The organism is Pseudomonas sp. GL_091 (assembly GCF_057837725.1).
In genome coordinates, this window is the sequence record NZ_CM174451.1 from 6,072,132 (window position 1) to 6,089,764 (window position 17,633).

A 17,633-nucleotide genomic window follows, 5' to 3' on the forward strand; every position below is an offset into this window, starting at 1 on the left:
CACCAACCCCCTGCCCAATGATTCAAGCAGAGGAGAGAAAAAGGTGGAGAGTCGATCTGTAAGCCGGGTTCTGTCTTGAACAGTCATTCGTCTACGATGGCCATCACTGGACATCTTTAGCAACCTACCCGGTCCCAGCGCGGGCCACGCCTTGGGACCCTATTTGGTCTTGCTCCAAGTGGGGTTTACCTAGCCACGAACTGTTGCCAGACGTGCGGTGCGCTCTTACCGCACCTTTTCACCCTTACCGGCGCCGAAGCGCTTAGGCGGTTATTTTCTGTGGCACTTTCCGTAGGCTCACGCCTCCCAGGCATTACCTGGCACTTCGCCCTATGGAGCCCGGACTTTCCTCCCCCCCCTAATTTTCATAGAGGGCAGCGACTGTCCGATCGACTCTCCGCCGCGAAGGTTACCGGCACAGCGCCCGAAGAACAAGCGCCAAGCGCCATTGAGCACGCCTGCGTGTCGGGTTTTACTCGCCCTTCTGCTGATCCAGCGCGATCTGGTACAGCACATTCTTTCGCTCGCCGGTGATTTGCGCCGCCAAAGCCGCCGCACGCTTGAGCGGCATTTCTTCGAGCAACAGGTTGAGGATGCGCATCGCCTCGCTGCTGACGGCACCCTCCTCCTCGGGCGCGGACCAGCCCGCCACCAGTACCACGCACTCGCCGCGCTGCTGATTGCTGTCCGACTCGACGAACTCGCGCAGCTCAGCCAGCGGCAGCCCCTTGAGCGTTTCAAACGTCTTGGTCAACTCACGGGCAAGCAGCGCCGGGCGCTCGGGACCGAACACCAGCTCCATGTCCTGCAGGCATTCAAGGATCCGATGCGGGGCCTCATAGAAGATCAATGTGCGAGGTTCTTCCTTTACCTGCTCGAGACGCGCACGCCGCCCCACCGCCTTGGCCGGCAGAAAACCTTCGAAAATGAAACGGTCGGAAGGCAGCCCTGCCGCCGACAACGCTGCAATCAACGCGCAGGCGCCCGGAACCGGCACTACATTGATGCCCGCCGCCCGGGCTTGCCGCACCAGGTGATAACCCGGATCGGAAATCAGCGGCGTCCCGGCGTCGGAGATCAACGCCACGTTGTCACCGGCAAGCAGACGAGTGATAAAGCGACTACCTTCATCCCGCTCGTTGTGCTCATGGCAGGCCGCCAATGGCGTCGAGATGCCGAAGTGTTGCATCAAGCGCTGGGAATGGCGGGTATCTTCCGCGGCGATCAAGGCCACTTCACGCAGAATCTTCAGCGCCCGCGCACTGATGTCATCCAGGTTGCCGATGGGCGTCGCCACCACATAAAGCGAGCCAGCAGCGGAATTCAAAGCACCTGGAGCAGTCAAAGCGCACACCTCATGATCGGTAAAAGTCGCCATTGTAGCGCGTAGCGAGACTCACGATACCCGCAAGCAAACGAGGTATCGGTGACCGTTTGTGCACTGGCACAACATTTTCACCAGCTAAATTGATCGATTCACGCCAGTAACATCGCGCCCCGGCCAGTGCTTGGGTACAATTCCACGCTAATTTGATCGAGTATCAGGAACGCTTACATGATCGCTTGCCTGCGGCTGTTATCTGCCCTCTGCCTCGCTGCCTTGCTGGCGGCTTGCGCCAGCTCGCCCTCCTCCAGCCTTGGCGAACTTCCACGGACACCGGACGCCAGTATCGAGCAACTGCTTGAGAAGGCCGCCCAAAGCAAATCACCGGAAGATGCCGCCCTGCTGCGCTTGAGCGCTGCCGACCTGGCCTATCGCCAGGGCAATGCCGGCCAGTCCGCGCAAATCCTGCAACAGGTTCCGATCGAACAGCTCAAGCCGGGCCCACAGGTTTTCGCCAGCACCCTGGCGGCGGAGCTGGCCATGACCCGCAATCAGCCCAAGGCCGCGCTGGCCGCCTTGAGCCATCCGAGCCTGCAACGCTTGAGCGAACTGCCCGTCGAACAACAGGTCCGCACCGGCACCGTGCACGCCCGCGCACTTGAAGCCGATGGCCAGACCCTCGCCGCCGCTCGCGAGCGCATATTCATCGCCCCGATGCTCAAAGGTGAAGCCGCAAGCAAAAACCACGAAGCCATCTGGACCCTGATCGCTTCGCTGCCAACCGATCAATTGCAGCCAAACACCAACGACGATCTCGGCGGCTGGATGGCCCTGGCGCTGGCCGTGAAATCCGCCGGCACCCTGGAGCAGCAACAAGCCGCCATTGAAAACTGGCGCGCGCGGAATCCAAAACACCCGGCAGCCATTCAATTGCCGCAGCCACTGACCCAACTCAAGGAGCTGGCCAGCCAGCCCCTGAACAAGATCGCCCTGCTGCTGCCTCAGGACGGCCCACTGGCCTCGGTCGGCAAGGCACTGCGCGACGGCTTCATGGCCGCTCACTACCAAGCACAACAGGCCGGGCAGAAACCACCTGCCATCGAGTTTTATGACAGCTCGCGCCTGACCTCCATGGACGAGTTCTACCGCAAGGCCCAGGCCGATGGCGTGCAACTGGTCGTCGGCCCGCTGGAGAAGCCGCTGGTCAAACAGCTGAGCACTCGCCCGCAATTGCCGATCACCACACTGGCACTGAACTACAGCGAGGGCGATCAAGGCCCGGCGCAATTGTTCCAGTTCGGCCTTGCCGCTGAAGATGAAGCCCGCGAAGTGTCGCGCCGCGCTCGCGCCGACGGTCTGCATCGCGCAGCCATCATGGTGCCGAAAGGTGAATGGGGCGACCGTGTGCTCAAGGCATTCAGCCAGGATTGGCAAGCCAATGGCGGCACCATCGTCGCCACCGAACGCGTCGATCAGCCGGTCCAGTTGGCCCAGCAGATTGCCGACATGTTCCAGCTGCGCCAGAGCGAAGGTCGCGCCAAGAGCCTGCAAAGCACGGTTGGCTCGCAAGTCGCTGCCCAGCCATCGCGCCGCCAAGACATCGAGTTCATTTTCCTCGCTGCAACACCGCAACAGGCCCAGCAGATCAAACCGACCCTGAACTTCCAGTACGCAGGCGATGTTCCGGTCTACGCCACCTCCCACGTGTTCAGCGCCAGCGGTGACGTCAACCAGTACAACGACATGAATGGCATTCGTTTCTGCGAGACGCCATGGTTGCTGGACGCCAATGATCCACTGCGCCGCCAGGTCACCGCCCAGTGGCCACAAGCCGCCGGCAGCCTGGGGCGCCTGTATGCCATGGGTGTGGACGCCTATCGACTGGCGCCACGCCTGGGCCAGCTAAAGTCTCTGCCGGACAGTCGCATCGACGGTGAATCGGGCAGCCTTGGCATGTCTCAGAGCCAGCGGGTCGTGCGCCAGTTGCCATGGGCCGAGTTCGCCAATGGCCAGGTTCAACGCCTGCCGGACACCGCTCGCTGATGCCTGACAGGTCACGCCAGCAAAGCGGCAAGGATGCCGAGCGCCATGCGCTCGAGCATCTTCAACAACAGGGTCTGCGCCTGCTGGCGCAGAACTGGTTGTGTAAACGCGGCGAGCTTGATCTGGTCATGCTAGATGGCGATACAGTAGTATTCGTTGAGGTCCGCTACAGAAAAAACACTCAATGGGGTGGCGCGCTCGATAGCATCGATGAGCGCAAACGGCAAAAACTGATTTTCGCCGCGCAATATTTTCTTCAGCGCGAGCCGCGCTGGGCCAATTCCCCTTGCCGCTTCGACGTGATTGCCATCGACAGCAACCTCGATCAGTTGAACTGGCTACAGAATGCCTTCGACGGCTGATCGCCGGCATTGCAAACCGGACACTCTCACCCAACACTTTTGCTCTTTGCTTTGCGGGCTGCACATTCACGTGCCGAACAGCCGCGCTACTTAAGGTCACACAGATGGACATGCAATCCCGAATTCGCCAGCTTTTTCAGGCCAGTATCGACACCAAGCAACAGGCGATGGAAGTACTTGCACCGCACATCGAGCAAGCCAGCCAGGTCATGGTCAACGCCCTGCTCAACGAAGGCAAAATGCTTTCCTGTGGCAACGGCGGCTCTGCCGGTGACGCCCAGCACTTCTCGTCCGAGCTGCTCAATCGCTTTGAGCGCGAGCGCCCGAGCCTGCCGGCCATCGCCCTGACGACCGACAGCTCGACGATCACCTCGATCGCCAACGACTACAGCTACAACGAAATCTTCTCCAAGCAGATCCGTGCACTCGGCCAACCGGGCGATGTGTTGCTGGCCATATCCACCAGCGGCAACTCGGCCAACATAATTCAAGCGATCCAGGCCGCACATGATCGCGAAATGATTGTCGTAGCATTGACGGGACGTGATGGCGGCGGCATGGCGTCGCTACTGTTGCCCGAGGACGTCGAGATTCGCGTACCGGCCAACGTCACCGCTCGTATTCAAGAAGTCCACCTGCTGGCGATCCATTGCCTTTGCGACTTGATCGACAGCCAATTGTTCGGGAGTGAAGAATGACCCCTAATCGCCTTGGCCTACTGGCCTTGACACTGTGCCTCGGCATCAGCGGCTGCACCTCGGTGGTGACCGCCAGCCGTGAAGCACCGATTGAAGATGACCGCGGTACTCGCACACTGGGCAGCAAGATCGACGATTCCCTGATCGACACCAAGGTTGGCGTGAACGTCGCCAAGGCCGACCCGGCCCTGGATAAGGATTCGCATATCGTCGTCACCAGCTTCAACGGTGTCGTGCTGCTCGCCGGGCAAACGCCACGCGCAGACCTCAAGGCCAAGGCCGAACAGGCCGCCGCCGCTGTCCAGCGCGTGAAACAGGTGCACAACGAACTGCAAGTCCTGCCGCCCTCCTCGTTGCTGGCCCGCCAGAATGACACCTGGCTGACCACCAAGATCAAGGCCCAGATGCTCACCGATGCAAACATCCCTGGTTCGCGCATCAAGGTTGTCACTGAAAACGGCATTGTCTACATGCTGGGCCTGCTGACCAAACAGGAAGCGGCACAGGCGACCAACCTGGTACAAGGCGTTTCCGGCGTACAGAAGATTGTGAAGTTGTTCGAGTACATCGACTGACCTGCAATCACGCGTAATAAAAAAGGCGATCCATCTGGATCGCCTTTTTTATTACTTCACCACTTTCAGACTGGGGCGACCGCTTGGACGCGGCGGCTCACTGTCGGGCGGCGGAAGATCGTCATCCGGTTCGATCTCGTCGTCCTCGCCCATCGGCGATTCCAGATCGAACACCATGCCCTGGCCATTCTCCCGGGCGTAGATACCCAGGATCGAAGCAATTGGCACGTACAAGGTGTGCGGCACGCCACCAAAGCGCCCCTCGAAACTGACCGCCTCGTTATCCATGTGCAAGTGACGCACGGCTTGTGGCGATACATTCAGGACGATCTGTCCGTCACTGGCAAACCCCTGAGGCACCTGCACCGACGGGTACTCGGAATTAACCAGCATGTGCGGGGTGCAATCGTTGTCCACAATCCACTCATAGAGCGCGCGGACCAGATAAGGTCGACTGGAGTTCATAGCGGCTCCTTAAGCCTTAGCGCATATCGCGTTCGACACCAGACAGACTTGCCTGGAAAGCCTCACGCGCAAACGAGCGCTCCATGTAATCAAGCAGCGGCTTGGCAGGCCGCGGCAGTTCTATACCCAAAATCGGCAATCGCCAGAGTATTGGCAATAGGCAGCAATCCACCAGACTTTGTTCCTCGCTGAGGAAAAATGGCTTGTCGGCGAACAACGGCGACACACCCGTCAGGCTTTCGCGCAGCTCTTTACGAGCGACAACGCGGGCTGCTTCCTTGGTCCGTGAATCCAGGATCAGATCCACCAGGCCACACCAGTCACGCTGAATACGATGAATCAGCAGACGACTGTTGGCACGCGCCACGGGATAAACCGGCAGTAGTGGCGGGTGCGGGTAACGCTCATCCAGATATTCCATCACCACAGTCGACTCCCACAACGCCAGGTCGCGATCGACCAGGGTGGGCAAGCTGCCGTAAGGGTTCACCTCAATCAGTTTAGGTGGCTGGCGACCAGCCTCCACGTAAATGATCTCGGCGCTGACACCCTTCTCTGCCAGTACGATGCGCACTCGGTGGGAATAGTGGTCGGCGGGGTCGGAGTAACAGGCCAACCGATTGGTCACGCCCATGGCGATCCTCCTCGCTTGTAGAAATTATCGAAAGCTCAAAAACGAGCGCGCCCAGAGGGCGCCTCCCGTAACGACTGGATTACCAGTTTCGCTACATCTTCAGAGGCGCCCTTGGGCGCGCGCGATTAACAGCAATAGCTTGAAGCTTTATCAGTGCACGTCTTTCCAGTATTCGCGCTTGAGCAGGTAAGCGAAGACGAAGAAGAACGCCAGGTACAACAATACATACGTACCGATGCGCTGATGTTGCAGCTTAACCGGGTTAGCCGAGTAAGCCAGGAAGGTTACCAGATTCTTGACCTTCTCATCGAACTGCTCTTCAGTCAGAGCACCGCTTTTCGGCACGATGGTCAGTTGATCGCACGCTTCATGAGTCAATGGCGTGCCAGTCAACGGATCAAATTGCTTCTTGCCGTCTTCGACGATCTGAACCTGTTTGCAACCAACCACCTGGCGACCTTGCAGGCCGGCCAGGACGTTAGGCATGCCTACGTTCGGGAAAACCTTGTTGTTCACGCCCCATGGGCGCGCAGGATCTTCGTAGAACGACTTCAGGTAACCGTAGAGCCAGTCGGTGCCGCGTACACGGGCAACCAGGGTCAGGTCCGGCGGCGCTGCGCCAAACCAGGCCTTGGCGTCCGCTGGCTGCATGCCGATGCTCATGTGGTCGCCGATCTTGGCACCCGTGAACATCAGCTTCTCCAGCATCAACTCATGGGGAATGCCCAGGTCGTCGGCAACACGCTCATAGCGTTGGAACTTGGCACTGTGGCAACCCATGCAGTAGTTGGCGAACGTACGTGCGCCGTCCTGCATGGCTGCTTTATCGGAAACGTCGATGTCGACTTTTTCCAGCTCGGGGCCACCGTGCTCAGCTGCGAAAGCGAACACTGGCAGCGCTGCAAGCATCAATACAGCAAATAGTTTTTTCATCAGCCAGTCACCCTTTCCGGAACCGGTTTGGTCTTCTCGAGCCTGGTGTAGAACGGCATCAGAATGAAGTAGGCGAAGTACAGGAAGGTACATACCTGCGACAACAACGTACGCTCAGGGGTTGGGGCCAATACGCCCAGCACACCCAGGATCACGAACGCGATGCAGAACACCCAGAGCCAGATTTTGCTCATCCAGCCCTTGTAGCGCATCGACTTGACCGGGCTACGGTCCAGCCATGGCAGGACGAACAGCACAGCAATAGCCGCGCCCATGGCGATCACACCAAGGAGCTTGTCCGGAATTGCACGCAAGATGGCGTAGAACGGGGTGAAGTACCAGACCGGAGCGATGTGCTCTGGGGTCTTGAAGGCGTTCGCCACTTCAAAGTTCGGCTTTTCAAGGAAGTAGCCGCCCATTTCCGGGAAGAAGAACACGATCGAGCAGAAGATGAACAGGAACACCACCACGCCGACGATATCTTTCACGGTGTAGTACGGGTGGAAGGCAATGCCATCCAGCGGTATGCCGTTTTCGTCCTTGTGTTTCTTGATGTCCACGCCGTCCGGGTTGTTCGAACCGACTTCGTGCAACGCCAGGATGTGCAACACCACCAGACCCAGGATAACGATCGGCAGGGCAACCACATGCAGGGCGAAGAAGCGGTTCAGGGTAATACCGGAAATCAGGTAGTCACCACGAATCCACTGAGTCAGGTCGTTACCGATGACCGGGATCGCACCGAACAGCGAGATGATCACCTGGGCACCCCAGTAAGACATCTGGCCCCACGGCAGCAGGTAACCCATGAAGGCTTCGGCCATCAGCGCCAGGTAGATCAGCATGCCGAAGACCCACACCAGCTCACGCGGCTTCTGGTACGAACCGTAGAGCAGGCCACGGAACATGTGCAGATAGACCACGATGAAGAACGCCGAAGCGCCGGTGGAGTGCAGCAGACGCAGGATCGAGCCGTACTCGACGTCACGCATGATGTATTCGACGGAAGCGAACGCCTCTTCCGCCGACGGGTTGTAGCTCATGGTCAGCCAGACACCGGTGACGATCTGGTTGACCAGAACGAGCAGCGCCAGGGAGCCAAAGAAATAGAAGAAGTTGAAGTTCTTCGGAGCGTAATACTTGCTGAGATGGTCTTCCCACATCTTGGTGGCGGGAAAGCGCGCATCAACCCAATCCATGAACTTGCTCATCACGCCTTCTCCGTATCGACGCCAATGATAATAATTTCATCGGTCTCATAGGAATGCGGGGGAACTGGCAGGTTCAAAGGCGCAGGCTGCGACTTGTAGACGCGACCAGCCAGATCGTAGTGGGAACCGTGGCAAGGGCAGAAATAGCCGCCTACCCAGTCCTTACCCAGATCCGCAGGTGCCACTTCGGGACGGAAGGTCGGCGAGCAACCCAAGTGCGTGCAGATACCGATCAGCAGCAGGACCTCAGGTTTGATCGAACGGGTTTCCGGATCAACGTAAGTCGGTTGTGTCGAGTTCTTGGAGGTCGGGTCAGCGAGCTGGCCCTCGATCTTCTTCAGATTCCCCAGGATTTCCTGTGTACGGCGGACGATGAACACCGGCTGGCCGCGCCACTCAGCAATCATCTGCTGCCCTGGCTCGATTTTGCTGACATTCACTTTCACCGGTGCACCTGCGGCTTTCGCCTTGGCACTGGGAAACCATGACCCCACGAACGGGACCGCAGCCCCCACCGCTCCTGCAGCACCCACCACGGATGTGGCTGCTACCAAGAAGCGACGCCGGCCTGCATTCACGCCGTCATTGCTCATTCAGTCCTCTCCCATCAGCTTTGTGGCCTGTTAAATCAGGCATCTACTAAGTAAAACTATGTACTTATAAAAATTTTGCCGAATGGTAATGAAAAGCCCCAATTCTGACAAGGTAATTACCGGAGCCCATCACCCCCAAGCCTTGTAGTATAGGGCGTCTGCGGATGTGGCAAGTTGTCACAGCGCAATTCTTTGATAAATCGCAGACATAAAAAAACGCCCAGCTCCGTGAGGAAACTGGGCGTTCTTTTTTTGAACGTGAAAGCGAATTAACGCTTCGAGTACTGCGGACGCTTACGCGCTTTACGCAGACCGACTTTCTTACGTTCAACTTCACGAGCATCGCGGGTTACGAAGCCGGCTTTACGCAGGGCGCTGCGCAGAGTCTCGTCGTAGTCCATCAGAGCACGAGTGATGCCGTGGCGGATTGCGCCAGCCTGACCACTCACACCACCGCCGATCACGGTGACGTAGATGTCGAATTTCTCGACAGTCTCAGTCAGCTCCAGCGGCTGACGAACTACCATGCGGGCAGTTTCGCGACCGAAGAAGTTATCCAGCGAACGGTTGTTGATGGAGATGTTACCAGTACCCGGACGCAGGAAAACGCGTGCGGTTGCGGTCTTGCGACGGCCAGTGCCGTAATTTTGAGTCGCCGACATAATGTACTATTCCGTTAAAACTTCAGTTCTTGGGGCTGCTGAGCAGTATGTGGGTGTGCAGCGCCCGCATAGACTTTCAGCTTACGGTACATGTCGCGACCCAGTGGGTTTTTAGGCAGCATGCCTTTAACCGCGGTCTCGATCACGCGCTCAGGGGCCTTGGCGATCAGCTTTTCAAAGTTGATCGACTTGATGCCGCCCGGGAAACCGGAGTGGGAGTAGTACATTTTGTCAGTGGTTTTAGCACCGGTAACACGAATCTGCTCAGCGTTGATTACGACGATGTAGTCGCCGGTGTCAACGTGAGGAGTGTACTCAGGCTTGTGCTTGCCACGCAGACGGCTCGCGATTTCGGTGGCCAGACGACCCAGGGTCTGACCAGCAGCGTCGACGACAAACCAGTCGCGCTTTACTGTTTCCGGTTTAGCAGTAAAAGTTTTCATTCTTTATAGCCTCAGGGGCCGCCCTGTAAATTAGACGGCGGATCTTACTGAATAGTGCGTACTTTGACAAGTCAAAGGCAGCCGGATACAGACGCTTTCGGGGGCTCGGGTCGGCGCGTCCGTTCAACGGCAAGATTCTTCGGCGGCGGCGCATCACTTCCACTGCAGAAAGAGGTGCGCAATTATGCAGATTGCGAAAAATAATTCAACCTGCTTTTATGATTGTTTTGCCCAAGGAGCACCCGATGGACTATCGCCAGCTAGGCCGAACCAATCTGAACGTGAGTGCCCTCTGCCTCGGAACCATGACCTGGGGCGAGCAAAACAGCGAGGCAGACGCCTTCGCCCAGATTGAGCGGGCAAAGAGTGCCGGGATCAACTTCATCGACACCGCCGAGATGTACCCGGTGCCACCCAAGGCCGAAACCTACGCCACCACCGAACGCTACATCGGCAATTACTTCAAAAGCCGCGGTGACCGCGCCGACTGGATCCTGGCCAGCAAGATCGCCGGCCCCGGCAACACCATCGACTACATCCGCGATAAAAACCTGCGCCACAACCGCCAGCACATCAGCGAAGCGGTGGACGCCAGCCTCCAGCGCCTGCAGACCGATTACATCGACCTGTATCAATTGCACTGGCCGGAGCGCAGCACCAACTTCTTCGGGCAGCTGGGCTACAAGCACAAGATCGAAGCCAACCTGACCCCGCTGGAAGACACCCTCGAAGCACTGGACGAGCAGGTCCGCGCCGGCAAGATCCGCCACATCGGCCTGTCCAACGAGACGCCGTGGGGCACCATGCGCTTCCTGGCCCTGGCCGAAGCTCGTGGCTGGCCACGCGCGGTGTCGATCCAGAATCCGTACAACCTGCTCAACCGCAGTTTCGAAGTCGGCCTGGCGGAAATCGCCATCCGCGAGCAATGCGGCCTGCTCGCCTATTCGCCGCTAGCGTTCGGTTTCCTGTCAGGCAAGTACGAAGGTGGCGCCCGCCCGCCAAAAGGTCGCCTGAGCCTCTACAGTCGCTTCAGCCGCTATTTCAACCCACAGTCGGAAGCAGCCTGCAGCCGTTACGTGGCTCTGGCTCGCGAACACGGCCTGGACCCGGCGCAAATGGCCCTGGCGTTCGTGACGCAGCAGCCATTCGTGACCAGCAACATCATTGGCGCAACGACGATGGAGCAACTGGAGAGCAACATCGCCAGTTTTGATCTGAAATTGTCGGAGGAGGTACTGGAAGGGATCGAGGCGATTCACAAGGATCATCCGAATCCGGCGCCGTAACCCCCCACTTGTAGGAGCGAGCTTGCTCGCGAAAAACCTGAGCACCCCGTTGGGTGTCAGGTTTTCAACGTTATTATTGACGACCATCGCGAGCGAGCTCGCTCCTACAATGATCTGGCAATGATCTCCTTCATGATTTCATTGGTGCCAGCATAGATCCGCTGGACCCGCGCATCCGCCCATGCCCGCGCGATCGGGTACTCCCACATGAACCCGTAACCACCGTGCAACTGCACACACTCATCGAGAACCTTGCACTGCAGGTCGGTGCCCCAGTACTTGGCCATCGCCGCCGTCGGCACGTCGAGCTTGCCTTGCAGGTGCAGTTCCAGGCAGCGGTCGACGAAGACCCGGCCGATCTGGATTTCCGTGGCCATCTCCGCCAGCTTGAACCGGGTATTCTGGAAATCCGCGATCGACTTGCCGAACGCCTTGCGCTCGCGGGTGTAGTCCAGCGTCCACTGCAGTGCCGCTTCGGCTGAAGCCAGCCCGCCAACGGCTACGGTGAGGCGCTCCTGGGGCAACTCCTGCATCAGGTAGGCAAAGCCCATCCCGGCCTGACCCAGCAGGTTTTCCTTGGGCACACGCACGTCCTGGAAGAACAGCTCCGAGGTATCCTGGGCTTTCATCCCGACCTTCTCCAGGCGCTTGCCCTTGTCGAAGCCCGGCGTATTGGCTTCCACCAGAAACAGACTGGTGCCCTTCGCGCCAGCCTTCGGATCGGTCTTGGCGACGACGATCACCAGATCGGCCAGGTAGCCGTTGGTGATAAAGGTCTTGGAGCCGTTGATCACATACTCATCACCATCGAGCACGGCCGTGGTTTTCACCCCCTGCAGATCGGAGCCGGCGCCCGGTTCAGTCATGGCGATCGCAGTAACCATCTCGCCGGACACCAGCTTCGGCAGGTATTTCTGCTTCAGCGCTTCACTGCCGTAATGCAGGATGTAGGGCGCCACGATGTCCGAGTGCAGGGAAAAACCGATGCCGGTCAGGCCAAGTCGCCCCACTTCTTCGATCACCACCGCGCTGTAGAGAAAGTCCGCCCCCAGGCCGCCGTACTCTTCCGGCAGGTGCGAGCACAGCATCCCCGCCTCCCCCGCCTTGTTCCACAGCTTGCGGTCGATATAACCTTGTTTTTCCCATTGCCCATGGAACGGCACCGCCTCTTTTTCGAGGAACGTTCGCACGCTGTCGCGGAAAAGCTCGTGCTCGGAACTGAACAGGGTTCTGGGGATCATGCGACACCTTTTCTTTGTTATTAGAAGGAATTGACCGTCAGAGCCTAAGCCTCGCTTCCGATACAGGACACTGGACACATCCGACAAAAAATAAGACGATCCAGCCGTCTGGTGACCACTTCCCCCTATAAAAATAAAGTTGAATTATGTCTAACCAAGCCTCCACGCCCCTGCGGCGCGTCAGCATCCTGGCCATCGACCGGGTTTTCGCTTCTACCCTCATGCAAGCCAAGGATTTCTTCCACCTCGCCAGCCTGCGCTACGGCAAACAGCTGGGCCAGGGCCTGACACCGGCGTTCGAAACCCGTCTGGTCAGCCCCGACGGCAAGCCGGTCAACACCTTCAGCGATGTGCTGATTCCGGTGGATGGCGGGCTGGAAAACGCCGACATCATCGTTCTTCCCGCGTTCTGGGACGATTTCGACAGCCTCTGCAAACGTTACCCACAAGTCCTGCCCTGGTTGCGCCAGCAACATGCGCGCGGTGCCGTACTGTGCGGCGAGGCCACCGGTGTTTTCTGGCTGGCCGAAGCCGGGTTGCTCAATGGCAAGGAAGCGACCACCTACTGGCGCTTCTTCAATGCCTTCGCCGAACGCTTCCCCCAGGTCCAACTCAATCAGGACAAGCACCTGACCGACGCCGATAACCTGTACTGCGCCGGCGGCACCACCTCGGCGTGCGACCTGTACATTTACCTGATCGAGCGCTTCTGCGGCGCCAATGTGTCCCAGGCCGTAGCCCGGGACATTCTGTATGAGGTGCAACGCAGCTACTCGCCAGGACGGATTGGATTCGGCGGGCAGAAGCTGCACCAGGACGTGATCATCCTGCAGATCCAGCACTGGCTCGAAGAACACTTCGCCGACAAGTTCCGTTTCGAAGACGTCGCCCGCGAACACGGCATGAGCATCCGCAACTTCATGCGCCGCTTCCAGACCGCCACCGGCGACAAACCACTGCATTACCTGCAACGCCTGCGCATCGAAACCGCCAAGGGCTTGCTGTCCGGCAGCCGCAAAAGCATCAAGACGATCAGCTATGAAGTCGGTTACGACGATGCGAGCTTCTTCGCCCGGTTGTTCCGCCAGCACACGGAGTTGTCGCCGAACCAGTATCGGCAGCAGTTTCAGCAGGCGGCGTAGGCCTCAGGCCTCAAACAAATCCCACAGGGATCCCGGTGAACCTATAGCGCACAAAAAAGGCCTGCAATCGCAGGCCTTTTTTTACTTTCCGAATCGTCCTACGGCTTGTGCGCCCGGGCCAGGAATTCGTGGGATTGCATTTCCAGCAGACGGCTCAAGGTACGCTGGAACTCGAAGTTCAGCCGGCCACCTGTGTACAGGTCTTTAAGCTCGACTTCGGCAGAAATGATCAGCTTCACGTTACGGTCGTAGAACTCGTCGACCATGTTGATGAAGCGTCGGGCGATGTCGTCGGTGGTGACGCTCATCTGCTCGACATCGCTGAGCAACACCGCGTGGAAGATCTTGCCCAGCTCGATGTAGTCGTTCTGGCTGCGCGGGCCGTCGCACAGTTCACGGAAGTTGAACCAGGCCACGTCATCGCAGGTACGCAGGGCACGAATTTCACGGTTTTCGATCATCAGCACGTCATTTTCGACCGCCGCCGTGCATTCCGGCGTCAGCGCACGGAAGCTCTTGCGCAGGCTTTCGTTGGCGGCTTCGTCGAGTGGATAGTGGAACAGCTCCGCTTGTTCGAGGTGACGCAGACGATAGTCGACGCCGCTGTCGACGTTGACGATCTCGGTATTCTGCTTGATCAGCGCAATGGCCGGCAGGAAGCGTGCGCGTTGCAGGCCGTCCTTGTACAGACCGTCCGGCACGATGTTCGAAGTCGCGACCAGGGTCACGCCGTTCTTGAACAGTTCTTCCATCAGGGTGCCAAGGATCATGGCGTCGGTGATGTCGGAAACGAAGAATTCATCGAAGCAGATGACCCGGGCTTCGGTGGCGAAGCGCTTGGCGATGATGGTCAGCGGGTTTTTCTCGCCGACCAGGGTCTTCATCTCTTCGTGCACGCGCTTCATGAAGCGGTGGAAGTGAGTGCGGGACTTTTCCTTGAAGGGCAGCGCTTCAAAGAAGGTGTCCACCAGGTAAGTCTTGCCGCGACCTACGCCACCCCAGAAATACAGGCCCTTGACCGGGGTCTGATCCTTCTTGCCAAACAACTTGCCCAGCAGGCCCGGCTTGTTTTGCTCGGCCGCGACCAGGTCGTCGTACAGGCGCTGCAAATGACGCACGGCAGTTTCCTGTGCGGCGTCATGGAAGAATTCCGGGCGTTTCAGATCAGCTTGATATCGTTCTAGGGGCGTCATAATTCGTTAGCAAGGCAACAAAAACGGGCCGACACTGTAGCGACGGCCCCGAGGAATGGCAATCGGCCCTTGGTCGGGCCGAACCGTTGTTTATTCCTGAACCGGCGTCAGGGCAATGCGCAAGGCTTCGATGGCCGCGTCACGCGCGGCGCTGTCGGCGAAGGCCGGGCTGTCGGCAACGCACTCGCCTTCCAGCCAGACGCTGAAGCCCTGGCCTTCACTGCGCACGTCCAGATCCTGGCCCGCTTGCAGCTGCTTGGTCACTTGCCCTGCGGTTTTACCGTCGGCGAAGTTGCGCGACAGCAGCAGTTGTTCACCATCGGCCGCCAGCAGACGGAAGCGGAAACTGCCGTCGTCTTCACGGAAGCTGACAAAACGTGCAGCCTTCGCAGCTTTCTTCTTGGTGGTCGCCGCTACTTGAGTCTGGGCAACGAAGGAGCGCAGGCCCACCGCTTCACGCAGTTCGTTGAGGAACGGCGTCGCTACCGAACGGGCCTTTTTCGCGCCGTGTTGCAGGATGTCTTCCAGATCTGCCGGGCGCTCGATCAGCTGGTTATAACGCTCGCGGGATTCGCCCAGCTCGCTGTCCAGCAGCTGGAACAGGCGACTCTTCGCCTCGCCCCATCCCAGGCCCTGCAACAGTTCGCTGCGGAACTCGTCGGCTTGCGCCGGGGTGGCGAACGCCTGGAACAGGGTGAACAGGTGCGAGTTGTCTGGATCTTTCGCTTCGCCCGGCGCGCGGGAGTCGGTGACGATCCGCGAAATCGCGTCCTTCATCTCTTTGGCGCTGCTGAACAGCGGAATGGTGTTGTCGTAGCTCTTCGACATCTTACGGCCATCCAGGCCCGGCAACGTGGCGACGCTCTCTTCGATCAACGCCTCGGGCATGGTGAAGAACTCTTTGCCCTGGCCAAACAGGTGGTTGAAACGCTGGCCGATGTCCCGCGCCATTTCCACGTGCTGGATCTGGTCACGACCGACTGGCACCTTGTGCGCATTGAACATCAGGATGTCCGCGGCCATCAGCACCGGGTAGCTGTACAGGCCCATGGTGATGCCGGCGTCAGGGTCTTCACCGGTCTCGACGTTCTTGTCCACCGAAGCCTTGTAGGCGTGGGCGCGATTGAGCAGGCCCTTGGCGGCAACGCAGGTCAACAACCAGGTCAGTTCGGGGATTTCCGGGATGTCGGACTGGCGGTAGAAGGTCACGCGGTCGACATCCAGGCCACCGGCCAGCCAAGTCGCAGCGATTTCCAGACGCGAGCGTTGGATGCGCAGCGGGTCATCGCACTTGATCAGGGCGTGGTAGTCGGCCAGGAAGTAGAACGAATCGGCATTGCTGTCACGGCTGGCGACGATCGCCGGGCGGATGGCGCCAGCGTAGTTGCCCAGGTGCGGCGTGCCGGTGGTGGTAATGCCGGTGAGGATACGGGTACGAGTCGTCATGGGTAATCGCTTGTCAGACTGCAATCAATTCGAGAGACGCGGCAGGATCAGATCCTTGAGATCGGTCAGCTTGCCATGAAAAAAGTGTCCGCATTCTGCCACTTTCAGCAGCTCATGGGGACGTTCGAGCTTGTCGGACCACTCGTAAACGACTTGTGGATCGATCACTTCGTCGGTTTCCGGCTGGATCAGGGTCAGTTCGCCGTGCTGCGGCAACTGATCCTGATCGCCCAGGCGCATGACCGCCGGCGCGACCATGAACAGGTGCTTGAGCTGTTCGCCCTTCGCTTCCAGACGTCCGCCGAGACTTGCTGCAACAAATCCACCGAAGGAGAAACCGAACAGTGTCAGCGGCAATTCCGGGTGTCTGGCGCGAAACCATTCGGCCACAGCCTGGGCATCATCGACTTCACCGGTGCCCATGTCGTGGGAGCCTTCGCTGGCGCCGACGCCACGGTAGTTGAAGCGCAAGGTGATCAAACCGGCATCACGTGCGGTGCGCTGCAGGGTCGAGACCACTTTGTTGAGCATGGTGCCGCCCTGCACCGGGTTCGGATGGCAGATGAGCGCGAGGCCACGCGGCTGCTCGTTGTCCAGGTACAGTGCTTCCAGTTGACCCACCGGGCCATCAATCACTACAGGGGTTTCACGCATAAGCAAGGAAGGAACTCCGTGACCTCGGATCAGGTCGACTCGTCTAGCAAATTGTCTGTGGCTGTCTATTGCGAGTGAATCGCGGTATACAGCGCAGGTTCGAGCCGTTAACGTAAAGCAAAGCCGTTTATAGAGGAAGGACTCGTGGAACACTCGCTCTTAGTTTGGTTGTTACCGACTCTTGCCCTGGTTGTGGGTGTCGCCATTGGGTTCCTGATCGCTCGCGTTGCACCGAACGCTGCGCCTAGCCGCACGCAGCGTCAGCTGGACGATATTCAGGAACGTTTCGACAGTTATCAGAACGAGGTGGTGACCCACTTCAACAGCACCGCGACACTGGTCAAGAAACTGACTCAGAGCTATCAGGAAGTGCAGGACCATCTCGCCGAGGGTGCCAATCGCCTGGCCCTGGACGAACAGACTCGCCAACGCCTGCTGGCTTCCCTGCATGCCGATGCAGCACAGGCTCCACGGGAACGCCTGACGCCGCCACGCAATCAGGAACCGCCTCGCGACTACGCACCGAAAGCCCCGAACGCGCCGGGCATGCTCGATGAGCATTACGGTCTGAAGAAGTAATCAGCTTTCGCGCATGGCAAAAAGCCCCCGGACACGTGATTGTCCGGGGGCTTTTTTGTTTCTGATCCTGTATCTCCGGTGCCCACACTGGCCCCTTCGCGGGCCTACTCGCGAAGGGGCCGGAACTGACGACAAAAAAAACCGCCCGA

19 protein-coding genes and 1 other RNA gene are annotated in these 17,633 nt (G+C 58.9%); 7 read left to right on the plus strand and 13 right to left on the minus strand.

Annotated elements, in window-relative coordinates:
• Positions 1-43 precede the first annotated feature (43 nt).
• Positions 44-397, minus strand: an RNA gene (rnpB, locus tag AC3ITY_RS27570) — RNase P RNA component class A.
• 75 nt (positions 398-472) lie between these two features.
• Complete coding sequence (gene rsmI, locus AC3ITY_RS27575) at positions 473-1,378, minus strand: 16S rRNA (cytidine(1402)-2'-O)-methyltransferase (RefSeq protein WP_162130270.1); 906 nt, start codon at positions 1,376-1,378, stop codon at positions 473-475.
• 177 nt (positions 1,379-1,555) lie between these two features.
• Here rsmI and AC3ITY_RS27580 point away from each other — a divergent pair, with 177 nt between their 5' ends.
• The 4 genes from AC3ITY_RS27580 to AC3ITY_RS27595 all read left to right on the plus strand — a co-directional run bounded on the left by AC3ITY_RS27580 (position 1,556) and on the right by AC3ITY_RS27595 (position 5,002).
• Complete coding sequence (locus tag AC3ITY_RS27580; protein ID WP_489306130.1) at positions 1,556-3,367, plus strand: penicillin-binding protein activator; 1,812 nt, start codon at positions 1,556-1,558, stop codon at positions 3,365-3,367.
• Positions 3,367-3,729 (plus strand): YraN family protein, encoded by a 363-nt coding sequence (locus AC3ITY_RS27585; protein ID WP_008045939.1) that lies wholly within the window; start codon positions 3,367-3,369, stop codon positions 3,727-3,729. Before AC3ITY_RS27580 ends, AC3ITY_RS27585 begins: the two co-directional genes overlap by 1 nt.
• 104 nt (positions 3,730-3,833) lie before the next feature.
• The gene (locus AC3ITY_RS27590; protein WP_007972584.1) at positions 3,834-4,427 is read left to right on the plus strand and encodes a phosphoheptose isomerase; all 594 of its coding nucleotides are present in this window, start codon (positions 3,834-3,836) and stop codon (positions 4,425-4,427) included.
• Positions 4,424-5,002: a BON domain-containing protein gene (locus AC3ITY_RS27595; RefSeq protein WP_046041915.1), complete on the plus strand. Its 579-nt coding sequence runs from the start codon at positions 4,424-4,426 to the stop codon at positions 5,000-5,002. Before AC3ITY_RS27590 ends, AC3ITY_RS27595 begins: the two co-directional genes overlap by 4 nt.
• Before the next feature lie 51 nt (positions 5,003-5,053).
• Here the strand turns inward: AC3ITY_RS27595 and AC3ITY_RS27600 are convergent, their stop codons facing one another.
• The 7 genes from AC3ITY_RS27600 to rplM form a co-directional block, all read right to left on the minus strand.
• Positions 5,054-5,467, minus strand: coding sequence for a ClpXP protease specificity-enhancing factor (locus tag AC3ITY_RS27600; RefSeq protein ID WP_007998247.1), 414 nt, complete (start codon positions 5,465-5,467; stop codon positions 5,054-5,056).
• A gap of 16 nt (positions 5,468-5,483) precedes the next feature.
• Positions 5,484-6,101 (minus strand): glutathione S-transferase N-terminal domain-containing protein, encoded by a 618-nt coding sequence (locus AC3ITY_RS27605; protein WP_007905304.1) that lies wholly within the window; start codon positions 6,099-6,101, stop codon positions 5,484-5,486.
• Between the two features lie 150 nt (positions 6,102-6,251).
• The gene (locus tag AC3ITY_RS27610; protein WP_223458985.1) at positions 6,252-7,034 is read right to left on the minus strand and encodes a cytochrome c1; all 783 of its coding nucleotides are present in this window, start codon (positions 7,032-7,034) and stop codon (positions 6,252-6,254) included.
• Positions 7,034-8,245 (minus strand): cytochrome b, encoded by a 1,212-nt coding sequence (locus AC3ITY_RS27615; RefSeq protein WP_489306132.1) that lies wholly within the window; start codon positions 8,243-8,245, stop codon positions 7,034-7,036. The genes AC3ITY_RS27610 and AC3ITY_RS27615 overlap by 1 nt, the downstream gene beginning before the upstream one ends.
• Positions 8,245-8,838, minus strand: coding sequence for a ubiquinol-cytochrome c reductase iron-sulfur subunit (petA, locus tag AC3ITY_RS27620; protein WP_046041913.1), 594 nt, complete (start codon positions 8,836-8,838; stop codon positions 8,245-8,247). The genes AC3ITY_RS27615 and petA overlap by 1 nt, the downstream gene beginning before the upstream one ends.
• 269 nt (positions 8,839-9,107) lie before the next feature.
• A complete protein-coding gene (gene rpsI / locus AC3ITY_RS27625) occupies positions 9,108-9,500 on the minus strand; it encodes a 30S ribosomal protein S9 (protein WP_003228056.1) in 393 nt (130 codons plus the stop codon).
• Between the two features lie 14 nt (positions 9,501-9,514).
• Positions 9,515-9,943 carry a 50S ribosomal protein L13 gene (gene rplM / locus AC3ITY_RS27630; protein WP_007917032.1) on the minus strand — a complete coding sequence of 143 codons (429 nt, stop codon included), beginning with the start codon at positions 9,941-9,943 and terminating at the stop codon, positions 9,515-9,517.
• Between the two features lie 245 nt (positions 9,944-10,188).
• Here rplM and AC3ITY_RS27635 point away from each other — a divergent pair, with 245 nt between their 5' ends.
• Positions 10,189-11,229 carry an NADP(H)-dependent aldo-keto reductase gene (locus AC3ITY_RS27635; RefSeq protein WP_046041912.1) on the plus strand — a complete coding sequence of 347 codons (1,041 nt, stop codon included), beginning with the start codon at positions 10,189-10,191 and terminating at the stop codon, positions 11,227-11,229.
• Between the two features lie 104 nt (positions 11,230-11,333).
• Here AC3ITY_RS27635 and AC3ITY_RS27640 read toward each other — a convergent pair whose 3' ends face one another.
• A complete protein-coding gene (locus AC3ITY_RS27640) occupies positions 11,334-12,470 on the minus strand; it encodes an acyl-CoA dehydrogenase family protein (RefSeq protein ID WP_095965544.1) in 1,137 nt (378 codons plus the stop codon).
• 221 nt (positions 12,471-12,691) lie between these two features.
• Here AC3ITY_RS27640 and AC3ITY_RS27645 point away from each other — a divergent pair, with 221 nt between their 5' ends.
• The gene (locus AC3ITY_RS27645; protein WP_181432017.1) at positions 12,692-13,612 is read left to right on the plus strand and encodes a GlxA family transcriptional regulator; all 921 of its coding nucleotides are present in this window, start codon (positions 12,692-12,694) and stop codon (positions 13,610-13,612) included.
• Positions 13,613-13,710: 98 nt separating this feature from the next.
• On the opposite strand, the gene zapE is transcribed toward AC3ITY_RS27645, so the two are convergent.
• The 3 genes from zapE to AC3ITY_RS27660 form a co-directional block, all read right to left on the minus strand.
• Positions 13,711-14,805: a cell division protein ZapE gene (zapE, locus tag AC3ITY_RS27650; RefSeq protein WP_489306135.1), complete on the minus strand. Its 1,095-nt coding sequence runs from the start codon at positions 14,803-14,805 to the stop codon at positions 13,711-13,713.
• 90 nt (positions 14,806-14,895) lie between these two features.
• The gene (locus tag AC3ITY_RS27655) at positions 14,896-16,251 is read right to left on the minus strand and encodes a tryptophan--tRNA ligase (protein WP_489306136.1); all 1,356 of its coding nucleotides are present in this window, start codon (positions 16,249-16,251) and stop codon (positions 14,896-14,898) included.
• Positions 16,252-16,275: 24 nt separating this feature from the next.
• Positions 16,276-16,905: an alpha/beta hydrolase gene (locus AC3ITY_RS27660; RefSeq protein WP_223459006.1), complete on the minus strand. Its 630-nt coding sequence runs from the start codon at positions 16,903-16,905 to the stop codon at positions 16,276-16,278.
• 144 nt (positions 16,906-17,049) lie between these two features.
• Between AC3ITY_RS27660 and AC3ITY_RS27665 the strand changes: the two genes are divergently transcribed.
• Positions 17,050-17,484, plus strand: coding sequence for a Z-ring associated ZapG family protein (locus tag AC3ITY_RS27665; RefSeq protein ID WP_007989833.1), 435 nt, complete (start codon positions 17,050-17,052; stop codon positions 17,482-17,484).
• The last annotated feature ends 149 nt before the right edge of the window (positions 17,485-17,633 follow it).